At 64.6% G+C, this 17,458-nt stretch carries 16 protein-coding genes; 13 read left to right on the plus strand and 3 right to left on the minus strand.

Annotated features, from left to right (window positions below; all coding sequences use genetic code 11):
- Positions 1-34 precede the first annotated feature (34 nt).
- The 3 genes from AC1ECK_RS21435 to AC1ECK_RS21445 all read left to right on the plus strand — a co-directional run bounded on the left by AC1ECK_RS21435 (position 35) and on the right by AC1ECK_RS21445 (position 2,334).
- Positions 35-361, plus strand: a complete 327-nt coding sequence (locus AC1ECK_RS21435) for a YbaB/EbfC family nucleoid-associated protein (protein ID WP_480322459.1) — start codon at positions 35-37, stop codon at positions 359-361.
- A gap of 148 nt (positions 362-509) precedes the next feature.
- Positions 510-1,106, plus strand: coding sequence for a recombination mediator RecR (recR, locus tag AC1ECK_RS21440; protein WP_480322461.1), 597 nt, complete (start codon positions 510-512; stop codon positions 1,104-1,106).
- A gap of 4 nt (positions 1,107-1,110) precedes the next feature.
- Positions 1,111-2,334 carry a CaiB/BaiF CoA transferase family protein gene (locus tag AC1ECK_RS21445; RefSeq protein ID WP_480322462.1) on the plus strand — a complete coding sequence of 408 codons (1,224 nt, stop codon included), beginning with the start codon at positions 1,111-1,113 and terminating at the stop codon, positions 2,332-2,334.
- Positions 2,335-2,456: 122 nt separating this feature from the next.
- Here AC1ECK_RS21445 and AC1ECK_RS21450 read toward each other — a convergent pair whose 3' ends face one another.
- Positions 2,457-3,431 (minus strand): NADPH:quinone oxidoreductase family protein, encoded by a 975-nt coding sequence (locus AC1ECK_RS21450; RefSeq protein WP_480322465.1) that lies wholly within the window; start codon positions 3,429-3,431, stop codon positions 2,457-2,459.
- A gap of 149 nt (positions 3,432-3,580) precedes the next feature.
- Between AC1ECK_RS21450 and surE the strand changes: the two genes are divergently transcribed.
- Genes surE through AC1ECK_RS21475 form a run of 5 tightly spaced genes read left to right on the plus strand, consistent with a single transcriptional unit; the run spans position 3,581 to position 8,235 of the window.
- Positions 3,581-4,339, plus strand: a complete 759-nt coding sequence (gene surE, locus AC1ECK_RS21455; RefSeq protein ID WP_480322467.1) for a 5'/3'-nucleotidase SurE — start codon at positions 3,581-3,583, stop codon at positions 4,337-4,339.
- Positions 4,336-5,406, plus strand: a complete 1,071-nt coding sequence (locus AC1ECK_RS21460) for a protein-L-isoaspartate(D-aspartate) O-methyltransferase (RefSeq protein ID WP_480322699.1) — start codon at positions 4,336-4,338, stop codon at positions 5,404-5,406. The genes surE and AC1ECK_RS21460 overlap by 4 nt, the downstream gene beginning before the upstream one ends.
- Positions 5,407-5,417: 11 nt before the next feature.
- A complete protein-coding gene (locus tag AC1ECK_RS21465; RefSeq protein ID WP_480322469.1) occupies positions 5,418-6,347 on the plus strand; it encodes a peptidoglycan DD-metalloendopeptidase family protein in 930 nt (309 codons plus the stop codon).
- An 11-nt stretch (positions 6,348-6,358) separates the two neighbouring features.
- Complete coding sequence (gene rpoS / locus AC1ECK_RS21470; RefSeq protein WP_480322471.1) at positions 6,359-7,453, plus strand: RNA polymerase sigma factor RpoS; 1,095 nt, start codon at positions 6,359-6,361, stop codon at positions 7,451-7,453.
- A gap of 5 nt (positions 7,454-7,458) precedes the next feature.
- Positions 7,459-8,235 carry a 3'-5' exonuclease gene (locus AC1ECK_RS21475; RefSeq protein ID WP_480322473.1) on the plus strand — a complete coding sequence of 259 codons (777 nt, stop codon included), beginning with the start codon at positions 7,459-7,461 and terminating at the stop codon, positions 8,233-8,235.
- Positions 8,236-8,261: 26 nt separating this feature from the next.
- Here the strand turns inward: AC1ECK_RS21475 and AC1ECK_RS21480 are convergent, their stop codons facing one another.
- Positions 8,262-9,125, minus strand: coding sequence for an endonuclease/exonuclease/phosphatase family protein (locus AC1ECK_RS21480; RefSeq protein WP_480322475.1), 864 nt, complete (start codon positions 9,123-9,125; stop codon positions 8,262-8,264).
- 200 nt (positions 9,126-9,325) lie between these two features.
- Between AC1ECK_RS21480 and rlmD the strand changes: the two genes are divergently transcribed.
- Positions 9,326-10,630, plus strand: coding sequence for a 23S rRNA (uracil(1939)-C(5))-methyltransferase RlmD (gene rlmD / locus AC1ECK_RS21485; RefSeq protein ID WP_480322701.1), 1,305 nt, complete (start codon positions 9,326-9,328; stop codon positions 10,628-10,630).
- A gap of 117 nt (positions 10,631-10,747) precedes the next feature.
- On the opposite strand, the gene AC1ECK_RS21490 is transcribed toward rlmD, so the two are convergent.
- The gene (locus AC1ECK_RS21490) at positions 10,748-11,605 is read right to left on the minus strand and encodes an outer membrane protein assembly factor BamD (protein WP_480322476.1); all 858 of its coding nucleotides are present in this window, start codon (positions 11,603-11,605) and stop codon (positions 10,748-10,750) included.
- 38 nt (positions 11,606-11,643) lie between these two features.
- Between AC1ECK_RS21490 and AC1ECK_RS21495 the strand changes: the two genes are divergently transcribed.
- The 4 genes from AC1ECK_RS21495 to AC1ECK_RS21510 all read left to right on the plus strand — a co-directional run bounded on the left by AC1ECK_RS21495 (position 11,644) and on the right by AC1ECK_RS21510 (position 17,406).
- A complete protein-coding gene (locus AC1ECK_RS21495) occupies positions 11,644-12,891 on the plus strand; it encodes an RluA family pseudouridine synthase (RefSeq protein WP_480322478.1) in 1,248 nt (415 codons plus the stop codon).
- On the plus strand, positions 12,888-13,784 hold the full coding sequence (gene pgeF, locus AC1ECK_RS21500) for a peptidoglycan editing factor PgeF (protein ID WP_480322480.1): 897 nt from the start codon (positions 12,888-12,890) through the stop codon (positions 13,782-13,784). The genes AC1ECK_RS21495 and pgeF overlap by 4 nt, the downstream gene beginning before the upstream one ends.
- Positions 13,785-14,221: 437 nt before the next feature.
- Complete coding sequence (phaC, locus tag AC1ECK_RS21505; protein ID WP_480322482.1) at positions 14,222-16,081, plus strand: class I poly(R)-hydroxyalkanoic acid synthase; 1,860 nt, start codon at positions 14,222-14,224, stop codon at positions 16,079-16,081.
- Between the two features lie 143 nt (positions 16,082-16,224).
- A complete protein-coding gene (locus AC1ECK_RS21510) occupies positions 16,225-17,406 on the plus strand; it encodes an acetyl-CoA C-acetyltransferase (protein ID WP_480322484.1) in 1,182 nt (393 codons plus the stop codon).
- Positions 17,407-17,458: the final 52 nt, after the last annotated feature.

Here is a 17,458-nt window from a genome sequence, read left to right on the forward strand (position 1 = left end):
CCAGGATTTCACGCTATCAAGAAGGAGCACGTCCATGATGAAAGGCCAACTTGCCGGGCTGATGAAGCAGGCTCAGCAGATGCAGGAAAACATGAAGAAGATGCAGGATCAGCTCGCGCAGATCGAGGTGGAAGGGCAATCGGGTGCAGGTCTCGTCAAGGTGACGATGACCTGCAAGAACGACGTGCGCCGCGTCTTGATCGACCCGAGCCTGCTCGCCGACGACAAGGACATGCTGGAAGACCTCGTTGCCGCCGCATTCAACGACGCTGTGCGCAAGGCTGAAGCTACCGCCCAGGAAAAAATGGGCGGCATGACCTCGGGCCTGCCCCTGCCGCCGGGCTTCAAGCTGCCGTTCTGAGCGCAGACAGGAAGGGCCTGAAGTCCGGCGGTCTGCCTGCTGTGCCGAAAGCTCAGCCGGCAGACCGCGGCGCGCGGGCCCGTCCGCCGCTACACGTCACACCCAGGTCACACTCAGGCCACCCCCACTTCGCCGCCGCCGATTCCGCATGAAACAACCTTCCGCCTTGTCGGCGCTCGTCGAAGCGCTGCGCGCGCTGCCCGGTGTCGGGCCAAAATCGGCGCAGCGCATGGCCTATCACCTGATGCAGCATGATCGCGAGGGCGCGGAAAAACTCGGCCATGCGCTGCTGTTTGCGACCGGACACCTGCAGCACTGCGAGAAGTGCAACACGTTCACCGAGGCGCAGATCTGCGAGGTCTGCAGCGACGAGGAGCGCGATCCGACGCTGCTGTGCGTCGTCGAGACGCCCGCGGACCAGATCATGCTCGAGCAGACCATGACCTATCGCGGTCTGTATTTCGTGCTGATGGGGCGTCTGAGCCCGCTCGACGGCATCGGGCCGAAGGAAATTCATTTCGACCGGCTCGTGAAGCGCGCCTGCGACGGCATCGTCAAGGAAGTCGTGCTTGCAACCAATTTCACCAACGAAGGAGAAGCGACGGCGCATTATCTCGGGCAGACGCTCAAGTCTCGCGGACTCGCCGTGACGCGTCTCGCACGCGGCGTGCCGGTGGGCGGCGAGCTCGAATATGTGGACGCCGGCACGATTGCCCGCGCCATGCTCGACCGGCGCTCGCTATAAAGACATGAGCTCAACCCCTGACGCGGCACGTCCTGCCGGCCCGCTCGCGGGCGTGAAGGTGCTCGAACTCGGTACGCTGATCGCCGGCCCGTTCGCGGCGCGCTTTCTCGGCGAGTTCGGCGCCGACGTGATCAAGATCGAAGACCCGAAGGGGGGCGATCCGCTGCGCAAGTGGCGCAAGCTCTATCCGGAAGTCGGCGGCACCTCGCTCTGGTGGGCCGTGCAGGCCCGCAACAAGCGCTCCGTGACGATCAATCTGAAGGCCGAGGAGGGCAAGGAGATCGTGCGGCGGCTGGCGAAAGAAGCCGACATCGTGGTCGAGAATTTCCGCCCTGGGCTGCTCGAGAAACTCGGCCTCGGCTACGACGTGCTGTCAGCCGAAAACCCCGGCCTCGTGATGGTGCGCCTGTCCGGCTATGGACAGACGGGACCGTATCGCGACCGCCCTGGCTTCGGCGCGATTGCCGAATCGATGGGCGGGCTGCGCCATATCACCGGCTATCCGGATTTGCCGCCGCCGCGCATCGGCATTTCGATCGGCGATTCGATTGCCGCGCTGCATGGCGTGATCGGCGCGCTGATGGCGCTGCATCATCGTCAGGTGAACGGCGGCAAAGGGCAGGTGGTCGATGTCGCCCTCTACGAAGCGGTCTTCAACATGATGGAAAGCGTGGTGCCCGAGTACGGCGTCTACGGCATGGTGCGCGAGCGCACCGGCGCGTCGTTGCCGGGCATCGTGCCGTCGAACACGTATCCGTGCCGCGACGGCAGCATTGTGATCGGCGGCAATAGCGATCCGATCTTCAAGCGTCTGATGCTCGCCATCGAACGCGAAGATCTGGCCAACGATCCCGCGCTCGCGTACAACGGCGGCCGGGTGCCGCGCACTCAGGAAATCGATGCGTCGATCGCCGCTTGGCTGGCCACCCGCACGATCGACGAGGCGCTCGACGTACTGAACGGCGCGGATGTTCCGGCGGGCCGCATCTATAGCGTGGCGGATATGTTTACCGATCCGCAGTTCATGGCGCGTCAGATGATCCAGCGCTTCAAATGGCAGGACGGCAAGGAAATCACCTTGCCGGCGGTCACGCCGAAGCTCTCCGGGACACCCGGCGAAACGCGCTGGCTTGGCCCGGAGCTAGGCGAGCATACGGATGAGGTGTTGCGCTCGCTCGGCTATGACGCTGAGCAGATTGCCCGCTTGCACGCGCAGCAGATTGTCTGAGCGCGAGTGAACAGAAAACGGCGTGCGGTCGAGTGGGCGCATGCCGTTTTCTGGTTCAGGACGTAGCGGTTATCAAGCCATCCAGCAATCGAGCCATCAAGCGTTCGAGCCGCCAAGCTTGCCTACGGCGTGATCACCACCTTGCCCACCACGCGGCGCTCGGCCATCTCCCGCAATGCCCGTCCGGTTTCCTCGAGCGGATAGCGCGCCGAGACGTACGGCCGCAGCTTGCCTTCGCCAATCCATTCAGTCATTTGTTTGAACGCCGCGGCATTGTGGTGCGGCTCGCGCCTGGCGAAATCGCCCCAGAACACGCCGACAAGACTGGCGCCCTTTAGCAGCGTCAGATTGAGCGGCAATTTCGGAATCTCGCCGTTCGCAAAACCCACCACCAGATAGCGGCCGCGCCAGCCGATACTGCGGAACGCCGGCTCCGCGTAGATCCCACCCACCGGGTCATAGATCACGTCCGGCCCTTTGCCGTCGGTCAGCGCCTTGATGCGCTCGCGCAGGTCTTCGGAACTGTAGTTGATGGTCGCGTCGGCGCCGTGCTTCACGCAGACCGCGAGCTTTTCAGCGGAGGAGGCCGCGGCGATGACTCGCGCCCCGAGCGCTTTGCCGATTTCCACTGCCGCGAGTCCAACGCCGCCGGCCGCGCCCAGCACCAGCATCGTTTCGCCCGCTTTCAGCGCGCCGCGATCGACCACCGCGTGGTGCGACGTGCCATACGCGAGCGTGAAGGCCGCCGCGATCGAAAAGTCGATGCCCTCGGCGAGCGGCACACAGGCCGCGGCGGGTGCGACGGCCTGCTCGGCAAACCCACCCTGGCCGGTGAACGCCACGACCCGCGCGCCCGGCTGAAACTGCGTCACCCCGGCGCCGACCGCGCGCACCACACCGGCCACTTCCGAGCCCGGCGTAAATGGCAGCGGCGGCTTGAACTGGTATTTGTTCTCGATGATCAACACGTCGGGAAAATTGATGCTGGCCGCTTTGACGTCGATAACGATTTCGCCGGCTTGCGGCGTCAGGTCAGGCAGATCGACGACCACCAGGCTTTCCGGCGGGCCATACTGGTTGCAGCGAATCGCGCGCATTGTGTCTCCATTTCGATCGGGGATCGGCAAGGTATTCTGAAGTGTAAATCAAGCCGAACGACCGTGCGTTTTTACCGTCCGGCATGCACTTGATTCGCGATGCCCGGCGTGTCGTTCGCGCGTCTTCTTTCCTCGGTTACAATCGCCGCATGCGAATCCTACTCAGCAACGACGACGGTTATCTGGCGCCAGGCCTCGCTGCGCTTTACGAGGCGCTCAAGGCATTTGCCGATGTCACTGTGATGGCGCCCGAGCAGAACTGCAGCGGCGCCTCGAACTCATTGACGCTCTCGCGGCCGTTATCGGTGCTGCGCTCGTCGGCGGGTTTCTATTACGTGAACGGCACGCCGACCGATTCCGTGCACATCGCCCTGACCGGCATGCTGGACCATACGCCCGATCTGGTCGTCTCCGGCATCAACAACGGCCAGAACATGGGTGAGGACACGCTCTACTCAGGCACGGTCGCCGCGGCTACCGAGGGCATCATGTTCGGCGTGCCGGCGATTGCGTTTTCGCTGGTCGACAAGGATTGGGGGCATCTCGAAGCCGCCACCCGTGTCGCCGCGGAAATCGTCGCCCATTATCTCGAGCACCGGTTGCCCGGAACCCCGTTGCTGAACGTCAATATTCCCAATCTGCCGTACGAGCAGCTCGGCGACTGGCGTATCACCCGTCTCGGCAAGCGGCATCCGTCGCAGCCGGTGATCCGCCAGACCAACCCGCGCGGCGAGCCGATCTACTGGATCGGTCCGTCCGGCAGCGCGCGCGACGCGAGCGAAGGCACCGACTTCCATGCTGTCGCCAACGGCCACGTGTCGATCACGCCGTTGCAACTCGATCTGACCCATACCGAGATTTTGCCCGCGGCGCGCGAATGGCTACGCGCCGGGAGCGGCGCTTCATGACCAACGAGCGCGCAAAGCGCTTTCCGCTTGGCCTCGAGGATCTGGTGCGCGAGCCACGCCGGCCCGAAGGACGCCCCGGCGAGGTGCGCGCGGCGAATCTCGCCGCCGCCACCGAGCCGCGTGCAAGCGGGGCGCGGGCCAAGACGCCGGCGCGCAGTGAAGCGGCCGCCAATCGCAGCGCGCGTCAGCCGGCCAAGGCGCCGGCGCCGATCGCGGCTAAACCGGCAATAAAGCCGGCAACGAGGCCGGCTGCCAAGCCGGCGTCATCTTCGGTCAGCAAAGCGGGCGTGACGTCGGCCACCGCATCGGCCGCCGTATCAGCCGCGAAGCGCCCCGCACCCAAGCCTGTTGTGACGCACCCGAGCGTGCGGCCTGCCGAACGCAGCACGGCGCCCAATGTACCTTTGAACGGCTCGCTCGCGCTGACTTCGGAACGGGTTCGCGAACGCATGGTCGAACGCCTGCGGGCAAACGGCATCAGCGATCAGCGCGTGATACATGCGATGTCGGTGGTGCCGCGCCATATGTTCGTGGATCCGGGACTCGCTACCCAGGCCTATGAGGACGCGGCCTTGCCGATCGGTCATCACCAGACCATCTCCAAGCCCTCGGTGGTGGCCCGGATGATCGAGCTGGCAGCGGCCGGCCGCACGCTCACGAGCGTGCTCGAGATCGGCACAGGTTGCGGTTACCAGGCGGCGGTGCTGAGCCAGGTCGCACGCGATGTTTATTCGATCGAACGCATCAAACCGCTTTACGAGCGTGCCAAGACAAACTTGCGTCCGCTGCGCATTCCGAATCTCCGGCTGCACTACGGTGACGGCCGCATCGGTCTGCCGGCGGCTGCGCCGTTCGACGCGATCGTGATCGCCGCGGCCGGACTCGACGTGCCGCAGGCGTTGCTCGAGCAGCTCGCCATTGGCGGACGCCTCGTCGCACCGGTCGGCACGCAGGACGGCCAGGCGCAGCAGGTGCTCACGCTCGTCGAGCGCACGGGACCGGCGCAGTGGCGCGAGTCGCGGCTTGATCGCGTTTTCTTTGTACCCTTAAAATCCGGAGTGATCTGAAACCGATGGCCATGAGTAAGTTGCGCGCGATGCAAACAACCAGCCTGAATGTCCGCCTGACCGTAGCCCAGCGTAGCGTGTGCGTGGTCGCGCTTTCCCTGTTGACGGCCTGTGCGACACGGCTCGATAACGCGCCGGTCGTCGATAAATCCGGCGCCCTCGGCACCCAGGCCGCGCAGCAGCCGGCGACGCCCGTGCCGCTAGGCCCGCCGCCTCCGGGTTATTACCGGGTGAAGCCGGGCGATACGCTGTACCGGATCGCCTTGGAGAACGGGCAGAACTATCGCGACATCGCGACGTGGAACAACCTGAGCAACCCGAACCAGATCGAAGTCGATCAGTTGCTGCGCGTCGCGCCCCCGGGCGCGAACGTCGCGGCGCTGACGCCGGGCGTGGCCACCTCGCCGATCGTCGGCGGCGGTGTGCAGACGGCGCCGCTCGGCAGCTCGCCGGCGCCGGGCCCGGGCGGTGTGGCTGGCGTGGCGGCGGTGCCGCCGGTGTATGGCGCGGGTTCGACCGCCACGACGATCCCGCCGCAAACCGGCGCGAGCGATACGAGCGCGGCTTCCACCGGCAACATCGCATTTGCGTGGCCGGTGCGCGGTCCGATTCTCGGCACGTTCGACGATTCGAGCAACAAGGGCGTCAATATCGGCGGGGCTGCCGGCGATTCGGTGAAAGCGGCGGCCGATGGTCGCGTCGTTTATGCTGGAAATGGGCTGCGCGGTTACGGCAATCTCATTATCATCAAGCATGATGCAACTTATCTGACGGCGTATGCACATAACCGCGCTTTGATGGTAAAAGAGGGAGACGCGGTGACCAAGGGGCAGAAGATCGCCGAAATGGGCAATAGCGATTCGGACCGTGTGATGTTGCATTTCGAAGTTCGCCGGCAGGGTAAGCCTGTCGACCCACTGAAGTATTTGCCGCCGCAATAAGCGATACGACCATGCCGAAATCGAAGCGTCGCCCACCGCAAGCCGAGTCTGAGAAGATCAGCCGCGCCACGCATGTCACGGTGGAGGACGGCGGTGCTTCGGAGATCGAAGACGACAGCGTCGACGATCTCGACAACGCACGCGATCTCGACGAGCGCCAGGGCGGTGCGGAAGAGGGCGGCGAAGCGCGCGAAAGCACGGCTGATGCCGCGCCCGACGCGGACGATTTCCGCGCCCTGCTGCAGGCCGAACTGACCGCTGACACGATTCAGCATTACCTGAACCGCATCAGTGTGAAGCCGCTCTTGACCGTGGAAGAAGAGCAGCGCTATTCGCGGCTCGCCAAGGCCGGCGAATTCGAGGCGCGCCAGGTGATGATCGAGCGCAATCTGCGCCTCGTCGTCAGTATCGCCAAAGGCTATCTGAACCGTGGCGTGCCGCTGCTCGATCTGATCGAAGAGGGCAACCTCGGCTTGATGCATGCGATCGAGAAGTTCGATCCTACGCGCGGCTTCCGCTTTTCCACGTACGCCACCTGGTGGATCCGTCAGAGCATCGAGCGCGCCATCATGAACCAGGCGCGCACCGTGCGTCTGCCGGTGCACGTGATTCGCGAACTCAATCAGGTGCTGCGCGCCAAGCGCCATCTGGAAAAGAACTCGATGAACTCCGGCGAAGCGGCCGACCGGCGCGATGCCAGCATCGACGACATCGCCTACCTGACCGGCAAGACGACCGACGAAGTCACCGACATCCTCGCGCTGAACGAACACACCGCTTCGCTCGACGCGCCGCTCGATCTCGATCCGGCGAGCAGCCTGCTCGACCTGCTGTCCGACGATCAGAGCCAGTCGCCGGATGCCGAAGTACAGCACCGCGAACTGGAGACGCTGACGCGCGCGTGGCTTGCCCGCCTGTCCGACAAGCACCGCCACGTGATCGAGCGCCGCTTCGGCCTCAATCATATCGAGCCGGCCACGCTCGAAGAGCTGGCCGATGAAATGGGCCTCACCCGCGAGCGTGTGCGCCAGATCCAGCAGGAAGCGCTGGTTCGCCTGAAGCGCTTCTTCGCCTCCAACGGTGTGCGCAAGGACGCCGTTTTATAAAACCGATGACACCGATTCTTGTTTTCGACATCGAGACGATTCCCGATGTCGCCGGCATTCGCCGCCTCGAAGATTTGCCCGCCACGCTGAGCGATGCCGAAGTCGCGGAGCACGCGTTTGCCGCGCGCCGCGAAAAGACCGGCAGCGATTTCCTGCCGCATCATCTGCAACGGATCGCGGCGATCTCCTGTGTGTTTCGCGACAACAACGGCTTTCGCGTGCGCTCGCTCGGCACGCTCGAAGACGGCGAAGCGGCGCTGGTGCAGTCGTTCTACCGGGTGATCGAGAAGTACACGCCGCAACTGGTGTCGTGGAACGGCGGCGGCTTCGATTTGCCGGTGCTGAACTATCGGGCGCTGGTCAACGGGATTGCCGCGAGCCGCTTCTGGGACCTCGGCGAGGATGACCGCGAGTTCAAGTGGAACAACTACATCAGCCGCTACCACGCGCGTCACACGGACCTGATGGACGTGCTGGCGATGTACCAGACGCGCGCCAACGCGCCGCTCGATGCGCTCGCCAGGATGTGCGGCTTTCCCGGCAAGCTCGGCATGGACGGCGGCCAGGTGTGGCATGCGTTCCAGGCGGGGCGCATCGAGGAAATCCGCAATTACTGCGAGACCGATGTGGTCAACACGTATCTGCTGTATTGCCGCTTCCAGTTGATGCGCGGCGGCTTCTCCGCGGAGGAATACGCGGACGAAATCGCGCTGGTGAAAAGCTCGCTCGCGCAGGAACCGGCGGCGCACTGGGCCGAGTATCTGGCGGCGTTCGACAACTAGCCGGTGCGTGGTGTCTACCGGTGTCTTCAGTCCAGCTCCAGCAGGATCGGCTGATGATCCGATGCCTGCGTGACGCCGTCGATCTCGCAGCGGCGCAGCCGCCCCCGCAAATCCTCGGTGACGAAGACGAAGTCGCAGGTCAGCGGACCGGATGACCACTGCACCTTGTCGTAAACCCCAGCCGTCGGTGGTGGTGTTTCGCCCGGATGCAGCGCTATCCACGCGTCGATGAAAGCTGGGCTGTCCGGCAGCGGCTCCAGCATGCGCCGATACGCGTCGCTCTCAAACGCGCTGTTGAAATCGCCACAGACGATCGCACTGACCGGCCGGGCGGTGTCCGCGAACGGCCCTTCGACGTTTTCCGCTTTCGCAGGATGCGCCGCATGACCGGCCGCTTCCTGCTGCAGCTTGCGTAGCGCGTCGACTTGCGCAAGGCGCTGTGTCAACGAATAGAACTCCAGATGCGTCACTACGACCCGCAGCGGGCCGCCCGGCCCTTGCAGCACCACTTCGAGCGCGGCGCGCTGCATCGACGGCGCAGCCGGGTCGGCCGGCCACGGCAGCGCGTGGCGGGTGATGCGTTCGACCGGCAGGCGCGTCGCCAGCGCGTTGCCGAACTGCCGGCGGCGAGCGCCCGCACCCACGGGTGCGCGCGGCGGCAGATCGGCTCCGATCGCCTCGAACACGCTAAAGCCGGGGAGGGCCGCCGCGAGTTCGGCGAACTGGTCTTCGCCAGGATGCCCCGGCAGCGCGCCGAAGCCGCGGGTGATTTCCTGCAGGCATAGCACGTCGAAATCGATCAGCCGGCGCGCCTCGGCGAGCGTGCGCGAGAGGTCGACCTCGCCCGCGGCATTGCGTCCCCACTGGACATTCCAGTTCATCAGTCGCATCGTCAAATCTCCGTCGCCGGTTGTGGTTCGTCTACAATCTCGCCTTCCCCCAACAGTCTGTCAGGAAGCCGCAGGTGTCTCAGATTGCCCCCCATCGTGCCTCGAACCGCCCCTCCAGAGGCAAGAAAAAAGCGTCCGCCGAGGCAGGCGCGTCCGTCGCACCCGTTATCGCCCCGATTCTCGAAGTCGAATCGCTCGACATGGAAGCGCGCGGCGTAGGACGGACCGTCAACGAAGACGGCACGCCGGGCAAGGTGATTTTCGTCGAGGGCGCGCTGCCCGGCGAGCGTGTTACCTATTTGAGCTATCGCAGGAAGCCTAGTTTCGAACAGGCGGAAGTGGTCGACGTATTGCGCGAGAGCGTGATGCGCACCAGGCCGCAGTGCCAGTTTTTCGGCACCTGCGGCGGCTGCTCGATGCAGCACCTGGACGTGCGGGCGCAGATCGCCGTCAAGCAGCGCGTGCTCGAAGACAATCTGGCGCATCTGGCAAAGCTGCGGCCCGAGACGGTGTACCGGCCGATTCACGGCCCGTCATGGGGTTATCGTTACCGGGCGCGTCTGACCGTGCGCCACGTGGCCAAGAAAGGCGGCGTGCTGGTCGGTTTCCACGAGCGCAAGAGCAGCTTTATCGCCGACATGACCTCCTGCGAGGTACTGCCGCCGCACGTTTCGGCGCTGCTGGTGCCGATGCGCCGGCTGGTCGAAGGGCTGTCGATTCGTGAGCGCATGCCGCAGATCGAACTCGCCGTCGGCTCATCAGTGACGGCACTGGTGCTGCGCATTCTGGAGCCGATCAACGCGGCCGACGAGCAACTGCTGCGCGAGTTCGCCGATGCGCACAACGTGCAGTTCTGGTTGCAGCCGCAAGGACCGGACTCGGTGACGCCGTTCTATCCGCTCGACGCCCGGCTCGACTACACGCTGCCGGAGTACGACATCCGCATGCCGTTCAAGCCGACCGATTTCACGCAGGTCAATCACCAGATCAACCGGGTGCTGGTGGGCCGCGCGCTGCGCCTGCTGGCGCCTTCGCGCAGCGACCGGGTGCTCGATCTGTTTTGCGGCATCGGCAACTTCACGCTGCCGCTCGCGCGGATCTCGAAGGAAGTGGTGGGTATCGAGGGCAGCGAAATCCTGACCACACGTGCGCTTGCGAACGCCGAGGAAAACGGCGTGGCGGGGCACACGTCGTTCGCCTGCCGGAACCTGTTCGAGGTCACCGCCGACGATATGCGGGCGCTCGGTCACTTCGATAAATTCCTGATCGACCCGCCGCGCGAAGGTGCGCTGGCGGTGTCGAAGGCGCTCGCCGAGATCGCCCAGAGCGGCGACGGCCCGCTGCCCAAACGCATCGTCTATGTGTCCTGCAATCCGTCGACGCTCGCGCGCGATGCGGGTTTGCTGGTCCACGAAGCCGGCTACCGGCTCAAGGGGGCCGGCGTGGTCAATATGTTCCCGCACACCTCGCACGTGGAGTCGATTGCGCTGTTCGAGCGCGACTGAGCGGATGGCTGACGGCGGCCTTGCCGCCGTCGTTCGCGCGTTAGACTTCGCGCAAATGCCGTACAAACAAAAACGCCACGACTTTAGGGTCGTGGCGTTTTTCGTCAGGCGTAGGGCTTAGAACTGCCACCACGACTTTTGCTGACCCGGCCGGGCATGGCCGGTGATGTACGGGCTATCCGGGAAGGTGCCGGCCAGCACGCGCTTCGTATCGTCGGCCAGTTGCGGCTGGTTCAGTTTCTGATACGAGAGCATCATGATGTGCAGCGCGTCTTCGATGGCTGGTGCGTTGCGGTAATCCTTGATGGCGAGCTGCGCGCGGTTGATTGCGGCAACGTAGGCGCCACGGCGGTAGTAGTAGTCCGCTGCATGGACTTCGTGCGACGCCAGCGCGTTCACGATATAGCGCATGCGCTGTGCCGAATCCGGTGCGTACTTGCTGTTCGGATATTTGTCGACCACAACCTTGAACGCGTCATACGATTCACGCAACGACTTCGGATCGCGCTCGCTCATGTCCTGGCCGGAGAAGCGGCCGAACAGACCAAGGTCGTCGTTGAAGTTGATCATGCCCTTCAGGTAGTACGCGTAGGCAATATCAGGATGACCCGGGTGCAACTGGATGAAGCGGTCGATAGCCTGGTTGGCGGAGTCGTTTTCGCTGTCTTTCCAGTTACAGTAGGCGACGTTGATCTGCGCCTGCTGCGCGAAGTGGCCGAACGGATCGCGGCCCTCAAGCATCTCGAAATATTTCGCGCACTTGCCCCAGTCGCCACCGGACAGGGCGTCCTGCGCCTCCGTATATAATTTGTTGTTCGGCCACGTTGCCGTTTCATCGGTCTTTTCCGGCAGACCATGACAGGCCGCCACGAGTGCGACGGCCGCGAGGCAGGCAAAATATCGCGCCACCCGGGCTGCGGTGCTTCGGGCCGCCGTCTTTTGGGCCAATTCGGTAATGATATTCAAGGCTCGCATTTTCCAGTCTAGCTTTACGTCCAGGTGACCCAGACTCAATGACCCGTTCAAATAATCCGGTTCCCGCTACTGGTACCCGGAACAGCAACAAAGATTATAGCCCAAGCGCTGACCCCTCCGACGCGTTGGGTAGGGATTCGTTAGACGACGATCTTGACAGCGACGCGCTCGTGCCTCAGGAAGCCGCGAGCGAGGTGCCGACCGTGGCCAGCAAAGCCGTGGACAACACGCCGCGGGTGGTCACCGTGCCCGACGAACTGGCCGGCGAGCGGCTCGACAAGGTGCTCGCCAGGGTGTTCCCCGAATTCTCGCGTAACCGGCTGCAAAGCTGGATCGAAGCGGAACGTGTGCGGGTGGACGGCGTGCCCGCGAAAATTCGCCAGCCGGTGCCGCTCGGCGCGAGCATCGAGCTCGTGCCCGATCTGCTGCCCGAGCAGCTCGCGTTCACGCCCGAGCCCGTGCCCCTCGACGTCGTCTACGAGGACGACACGCTCGTTGTGATCAACAAACCCGCCGGCATGGTGGTGCATCCCGCGGCGGGCAACTGGAGCGGCACGGTCCTGAACGGCTTGCTGCATCGTTACGGCGAGGCCGCCTCCGGTCTGCCGCGCGCCGGTATCGTGCACCGGCTCGACAAGGAAACCTCCGGGCTGATGGTGGTGGCGCGCACCCTCGAGGCGCAGACCGACCTCGTGCGGCAATTGCAGGCGCGCACCGTCAAGCGCCGCTATCTGGCGCTCGTATGGGGCACCATGCCGGAGGAGGGCACGATCGATGCGCCGATCGGCCGCGATCCGCGCGAGCGTACCCGCATGGCGGTGGTCACGAGCGCCTCGGGCAAACCTGCGCGCACCCATTTCCGGCGCGTCGATACGGTGATCTGGCAGCGCCAGCCGGTGTCGGCGATCCACTGCGACCTCGAAACCGGGCGCACCCATCAGATTCGCGTGCATTGCGCGCACATCGGTCATCCGTTGCTGGGCGACCCGATCTATGGACGCGCGCGCGGCAAGCGCTCGGTGACGCCGCTGCCGGACGGTTTCGCGCGCCAGGCGCTGCACGCGTGGCGCCTCGGCCTGATTCACCCGCAGACCGGCCGCGAGATGCAGTGGCGCGCCGAGGTGCCGGACGATATGGCAGCGTTGTCGGCCGCGCTCGGACTGGGTCGCGACGATGCAGGCGAATTCGACGAGTCGTATTACGAAGACGAGGAAGCGGAAGGTTACGAAGCGTCTTTCGATGACGGACTCGATGCTGAAGACGACGATGAGGACGACCACGTATGACGCAGCCTGAATCGGGCGGGCCTAAAGCGGCGCCGCATGAATCGGCGCCACATGAGTCCGCGGTACCCGCGCTGACGCTCGCCGACGTGCTGCAACCCAACTGGCGCGTCGCGCCGCGCGTACGCGCGCTGGTGACCACGCGCAACGGCGGCGTGAGCTTGCCGCCCTATGGCCGCTGGCGCGCTGGCGTCGATCAGCCGGGCGGCCTGAACCTTGGCCGGCTGGCCGGTGACGATCCGGTTTGCGTCGCCGAAAACCGCGCACGTCTGATGGCTTTGAGCGGTGGCGCCGAGGCGGCATGGCTCGAGCAGATCCACGGCGCGGAGGTGGTCGACGCGCACGAAGTGCTGATGCGGGCCCGGGAGGGCGCGCCGCTCACGCGCGCCGATGCCAGCGTGACCAACCGGCCGGGCACGATCTGCGTGGTGATGATCGCCGACTGTATGCCCGTCCTCTTCTGCGATGCCGAGGGCCGCGCCGTGGGCGCCGCGCATGCGGGGTGGCGCGGCCTCGCCGCGGGTGTCGTCGAGAAGACCGCGCAGCGCGTGGCCGAGCTCGCCGGTGTGCAGCCCGGCTCGTTGCATGCGTACCTAGGACCGTCGATCGGACCGCAGGCGTTCGAAGTCGGCGCAGACGTGCGTGACGCGTTCATGAACGGCGCCGATGCCGCGCAGCGTGAAGCCACCGCGCAGGCATTCGTGCCGCGCCCCGGCGCACCGGGCAAATATCTCGCCGATCTTCCCGCGCTGGCGCGTTTGCGCTTGCATCGGCTCGGTGTGACGGAGATTAGCGGCGGTGATGCATGCACGGTGACTCAGCGCGAACGCTTTTATTCATACCGGCGCGATCGCGTCACGGGTCGCATGGCCGCCATGATCTGGCTGGCGGATTAACCGGCGGACTTGCTGCACTGCTGCCGGCTATAACACGCGGGGTGCATAAGGGTTTGTTCGGGGGTGCGCGGCGGGCATTTTTGTTGCGCCGCCAAAGCGCATACGCCCACTGCGGCGCAGCGAATGGAGAACCTCGCGAAGTGGCGCCGTTCGTCACGTTTAATCTGTAAAAGGCCCTGTAATACGGGCCTTTTGCTTTTTTTGCCCACTCGTTCAAGCGCATCTCAATAGCGCGATGAAATACATGGGGAAAACGATAATTATAAAACTATCGCACTGCGGCAAAATCGGGAACAAGCATTGACATGCCTTGCGATGGGGAGCAAGAATGTCCCCCACACACGGGACAGGGCGTGACGAGGTCGCGAGCAATCGCCCACGTGCGCTGGAAACCTGCCTCTCAACCGTCCGCGAGGACTCACCGGTCAAAAGCAGGTATGGCAGCATCACAACATTCCTCGACTTCCTCAAGCACGGACTCCACCACGGAGCGTACCCAGCAGCAGGCCGGTACGGCTTCCGCCGGAGCGCAGCAGTTATTCGACGCGTGGATGAACGCGTGGCGTTCCCTTGGTGTGCCCGCCACAGGCAACGGCGGCGCATTCCAGATGCCACAGATGCCTTCCATGCCGGCCATGCCCGACTTCGGCAATGCTGCCGCAGCGATGGCGCCGTTTGCCGGTCTCAAGCTGCCCACGGCAGCGATTCCCACCGAGCGTCTGCAGCAACTGCAAGCCGACTATTCGCGCGAAGCCATGCAGTTGATCCAGCAGGCGGCCGACGCCACGCCGAAGATTCCCGAACTCAAGGATCGCCGCTTCAGCGCGGACGCATGGAGCGCCTCGCCGGCGCATGCGTTTACCGCCGCATGGTATCTGCTCAACGCACGCTACCTGCAGGAGTTGGTCGAAGCGCTCGACGCCGAGCCGAAGGTGCGCGAGCGGATTCGCTTCGCGGTTCAGCAGTGGACCGCTGCGGCTTCGCCGAGCAACTTCTTCGCCCTCAATCCCGAAGCGCAGAAGACCTTGCTGGAGAGCCGCGGCGAGAGTCTGCGGCAAGGTGTCGCCAACCTGTTCAGCGACCTGCAGCGCGGCAAGATTTCGCAGACCGACGAGTCGCGTTTCGTGGTCGGCAAGAACCTCGCGAACACCGAAGGCTCGGTGGTATTCGAGAACGACCTGATCCAGTTGATCCAGTACAAGCCGCGCACGGCGAGCGTGCGCGAGCGGCCGCTCTTGATCGTGCCGCCTTGCATCAACAAGTTCTATATCCTCGATCTGCAACCCGAGAATTCGCTCGTCGCTCACGGGCTCGAGTCGGGGCAGCAGGTGTTCCTGATTTCCTGGCGCAACGCGGATGCGTCGATTGCGCATAAGACATGGGACGACTACACGGAAGAAGGCGTGCTCACCGCGCTCGATACCGTGCGCAAGATCAGCGGGCGCGAGCAGATCAATACGCTCGGTTTCTGCGTCGGCGGCACGCTGCTCGCCACGGCGCTCGCTGTCGCAGCGGCGCGCGGCGAACATCCGGCTGCTTCGATGACGCTGCTCACCGCGATGCTCGACTTCTCGGACACAGGGGTGCTCGATGTGTTCGTCGACGAAGCGCATGTGCAGATGCGCGAGCAGACCATCGGCGGCAAGAACGGCACGCAACCTGGCCTGATGCGCGGCATCGAGTTCGCCAATGCGTTCTCGTTCCTGCGCCCGAACGACCTCGTATGGAACTATGTCGTCGACAACTATCTAAAGGGCCGCACGCCGACGCCGTTCGACCTGCTGTACTGGAACAGCGATTCGACAAGCTTGCCTGGCCCGATGTATGTCTGGTACTTGCGCAACACGTATCTGGAGAATCGTCTGCGCGAGCCGAACGCGTTGACGGTGTGCGGCGAGACGGTGGACCTGTCGCTGATCGACGTGCCGACCTTCATCTACGGTTCACGCGAGGACCATATCGTGCCGTGGCGCACGGCCTATGCTTCGGTGCCGTTGCTGAGCGGGCCGCTCGAGTTCGTGCTCGGGGCATCCGGGCATATCGCGGGCGTGATCAATCCGCCTGCCAAGAACAAGCGCAACTATTGGGTGCTCACCACAGAAGACAAGCATTTGCCGGAGAATCCGGACGACTGGTTCGAACAGGCAACCGAAGTGCCCGGTAGCTGGTGGCCCGAGTGGACCCGCTGGCTCGATCAGTATGGCGGCAAGAAGGTCAAGGCGCGTGCTACCGCGGGCTCGGCCGATTTCCCGGTGATCGAGGCGGCGCCCGGACGTTATGTGATGCAACGCGAATGACACGCCGCATACGAGCGCTCGCGTATTGGTCGGTTGGAGCGGTGAGTGGGTTAAAGCGGGTTAGAGCGGCACTGTGCAGGTGAATGGATTTTTAACTTGACGGGCGACGCAGCGGTTGGCCGCGAAGTCCGGAGGAAACTGAAATGACTGATGTAGTGATCGTATCGGCCGCGCGTACGGCAGTCGGCAAATTCGGTGGGTCGCTGGCGAAAATCGCCGCACCCGATCTCGGCGCCATCGCGATTCGCGCTGCACTCGAACGCGCGGGCGTGAAGCCCGAGCAGGTCAGCGAAGTCATCATGGGGCAGGTTCTGACGGCGGGCTCGGGCCAGAACCCGGCGCGTCAGGCGCTCATCAAGGCGGGGCTGCCGCTGGCGGTGCCCGGCATGACGATCAACAAGGTCTGCGGCTCGGGTCTGAAGGCCGTGATGCTGGCGGCCAACGCCATCATCGCCGGCGACGCAGACATCGTGGTGGCCGGCGGCCAGGAAAACATGAGCGCCGCGCCGCACGTGCTGCCGGGCTCGCGCGACGGCTTCCGCATGGGCGACGCCAAGCTGATCGACAGCATGATCGTGGACGGCCTATGGGACGTGTACAACCAGTACCACATGGGCGTGACGGCCGAGAACGTCGCCAGGGAATACGGCATCACGCGCGAGCAGCAGGATGCGTTCGCGGCCCTGTCGCAGAACAAGGCTGAAGCGGCGCAGAAGGCCGGCCGCTTCGACGACGAGATCGTGCCGGTTGAGATCCCGCAACGCAAGGGCGAGCCGCTGCGCTTTGCCACCGACGAGTTCGTGCGCCACGGCGTGAGCGCCGAGTCGCTCGCCGGTCTGAAGCCTGCTTTCTCGAAGGAAGGCACGGTGACGGCGGCCAATGCGTCCGGCCTGAACGACGGCGCCGCCGCGGTGCTCGTGATGTCGGCCAAGAAGGCCGAAGCGCTCGGTCTGACGCCACTCGCACGCATCAAGGCTTACGCGAACGCCGGTGTCGATCCGAAGGTGATGGGCATGGGCCCGGTGCCGGCTTCGCGCCGTTGTCTCGAGCGCGCAGGCTGGACTCCGGCCGATCTCGACCTGATGGAGATCAACGAGGCCTTCGCCGCTCAGGCGCTCGCCGTGCACCAGCAAATGGGCTGGGACACCTCGAAGGTCAACGTGAACGGCGGTGCGATTGCGATCGGCCATCCGATCGGCGCGTCGGGCTGCCGGATTCTCGTGACGCTGCTGTATGAAATGCAGAAGCGCGACGCCAAAAAGGGCCTCGCCTCGCTGTGTATCGGCGGCGGCATGGGCGTGGCGCTGGCAGTCGAACGCTTCTGAGCGAGCGGAGCAGGAGGGCCGCGCGCGCTTCGTCTGCGGCAAGAGACGAGGT

The sequence above is a fragment of the Paraburkholderia sp. SSBN10T genome (assembly GCF_056619545.1).

Bases quoted from the DNA above. Each gene is read 5' to 3' on its own strand.
- AC1ECK_RS21460 (WP_480322699.1), top strand. From the start codon at position 4,336: ATGACCAACGAGCGCGCAAAGCGCTTTCCGCTTGGCCTCGAGGATCTG.
- AC1ECK_RS21435 (WP_480322459.1), top strand. From the start codon at position 35: ATGATGAAAGGCCAACTTGCCGGGCTGATGAAGCAGGCTCAGCAGATG.
- surE (WP_480322467.1), top strand. From the start codon at position 3,581: ATGCGAATCCTACTCAGCAACGACGACGGTTATCTGGCGCCAGGCCTC.
- AC1ECK_RS21495 (WP_480322478.1), top strand. From the start codon at position 11,644: ATGACCCGTTCAAATAATCCGGTTCCCGCTACTGGTACCCGGAACAGC.
- AC1ECK_RS21445 (WP_480322462.1), top strand. From the start codon at position 1,111: ATGAGCTCAACCCCTGACGCGGCACGTCCTGCCGGCCCGCTCGCGGGC.
- AC1ECK_RS21490 (WP_480322476.1), bottom strand. From the start codon at position 11,605: ATGCGAGCCTTGAATATCATTACCGAATTGGCCCAAAAGACGGCGGCC.
- AC1ECK_RS21510 (WP_480322484.1), top strand. From the start codon at position 16,225: ATGACTGATGTAGTGATCGTATCGGCCGCGCGTACGGCAGTCGGCAAA.
- AC1ECK_RS21465 (WP_480322469.1), top strand. From the start codon at position 5,418: ATGAGTAAGTTGCGCGCGATGCAAACAACCAGCCTGAATGTCCGCCTG.
- AC1ECK_RS21450 (WP_480322465.1), bottom strand. From the start codon at position 3,431: ATGCGCGCGATTCGCTGCAACCAGTATGGCCCGCCGGAAAGCCTGGTG.
- AC1ECK_RS21480 (WP_480322475.1), bottom strand. From the start codon at position 9,125: ATGCGACTGATGAACTGGAATGTCCAGTGGGGACGCAATGCCGCGGGC.
- rlmD (WP_480322701.1), top strand. From the start codon at position 9,326: ATGGAAGCGCGCGGCGTAGGACGGACCGTCAACGAAGACGGCACGCCG.
- AC1ECK_RS21475 (WP_480322473.1), top strand. From the start codon at position 7,459: ATGACACCGATTCTTGTTTTCGACATCGAGACGATTCCCGATGTCGCC.
- phaC (WP_480322482.1), top strand. From the start codon at position 14,222: ATGGCAGCATCACAACATTCCTCGACTTCCTCAAGCACGGACTCCACC.
- recR (WP_480322461.1), top strand. From the start codon at position 510: ATGAAACAACCTTCCGCCTTGTCGGCGCTCGTCGAAGCGCTGCGCGCG.
- pgeF (WP_480322480.1), top strand. From the start codon at position 12,888: ATGACGCAGCCTGAATCGGGCGGGCCTAAAGCGGCGCCGCATGAATCG.
- rpoS (WP_480322471.1), top strand. From the start codon at position 6,359: ATGCCGAAATCGAAGCGTCGCCCACCGCAAGCCGAGTCTGAGAAGATC.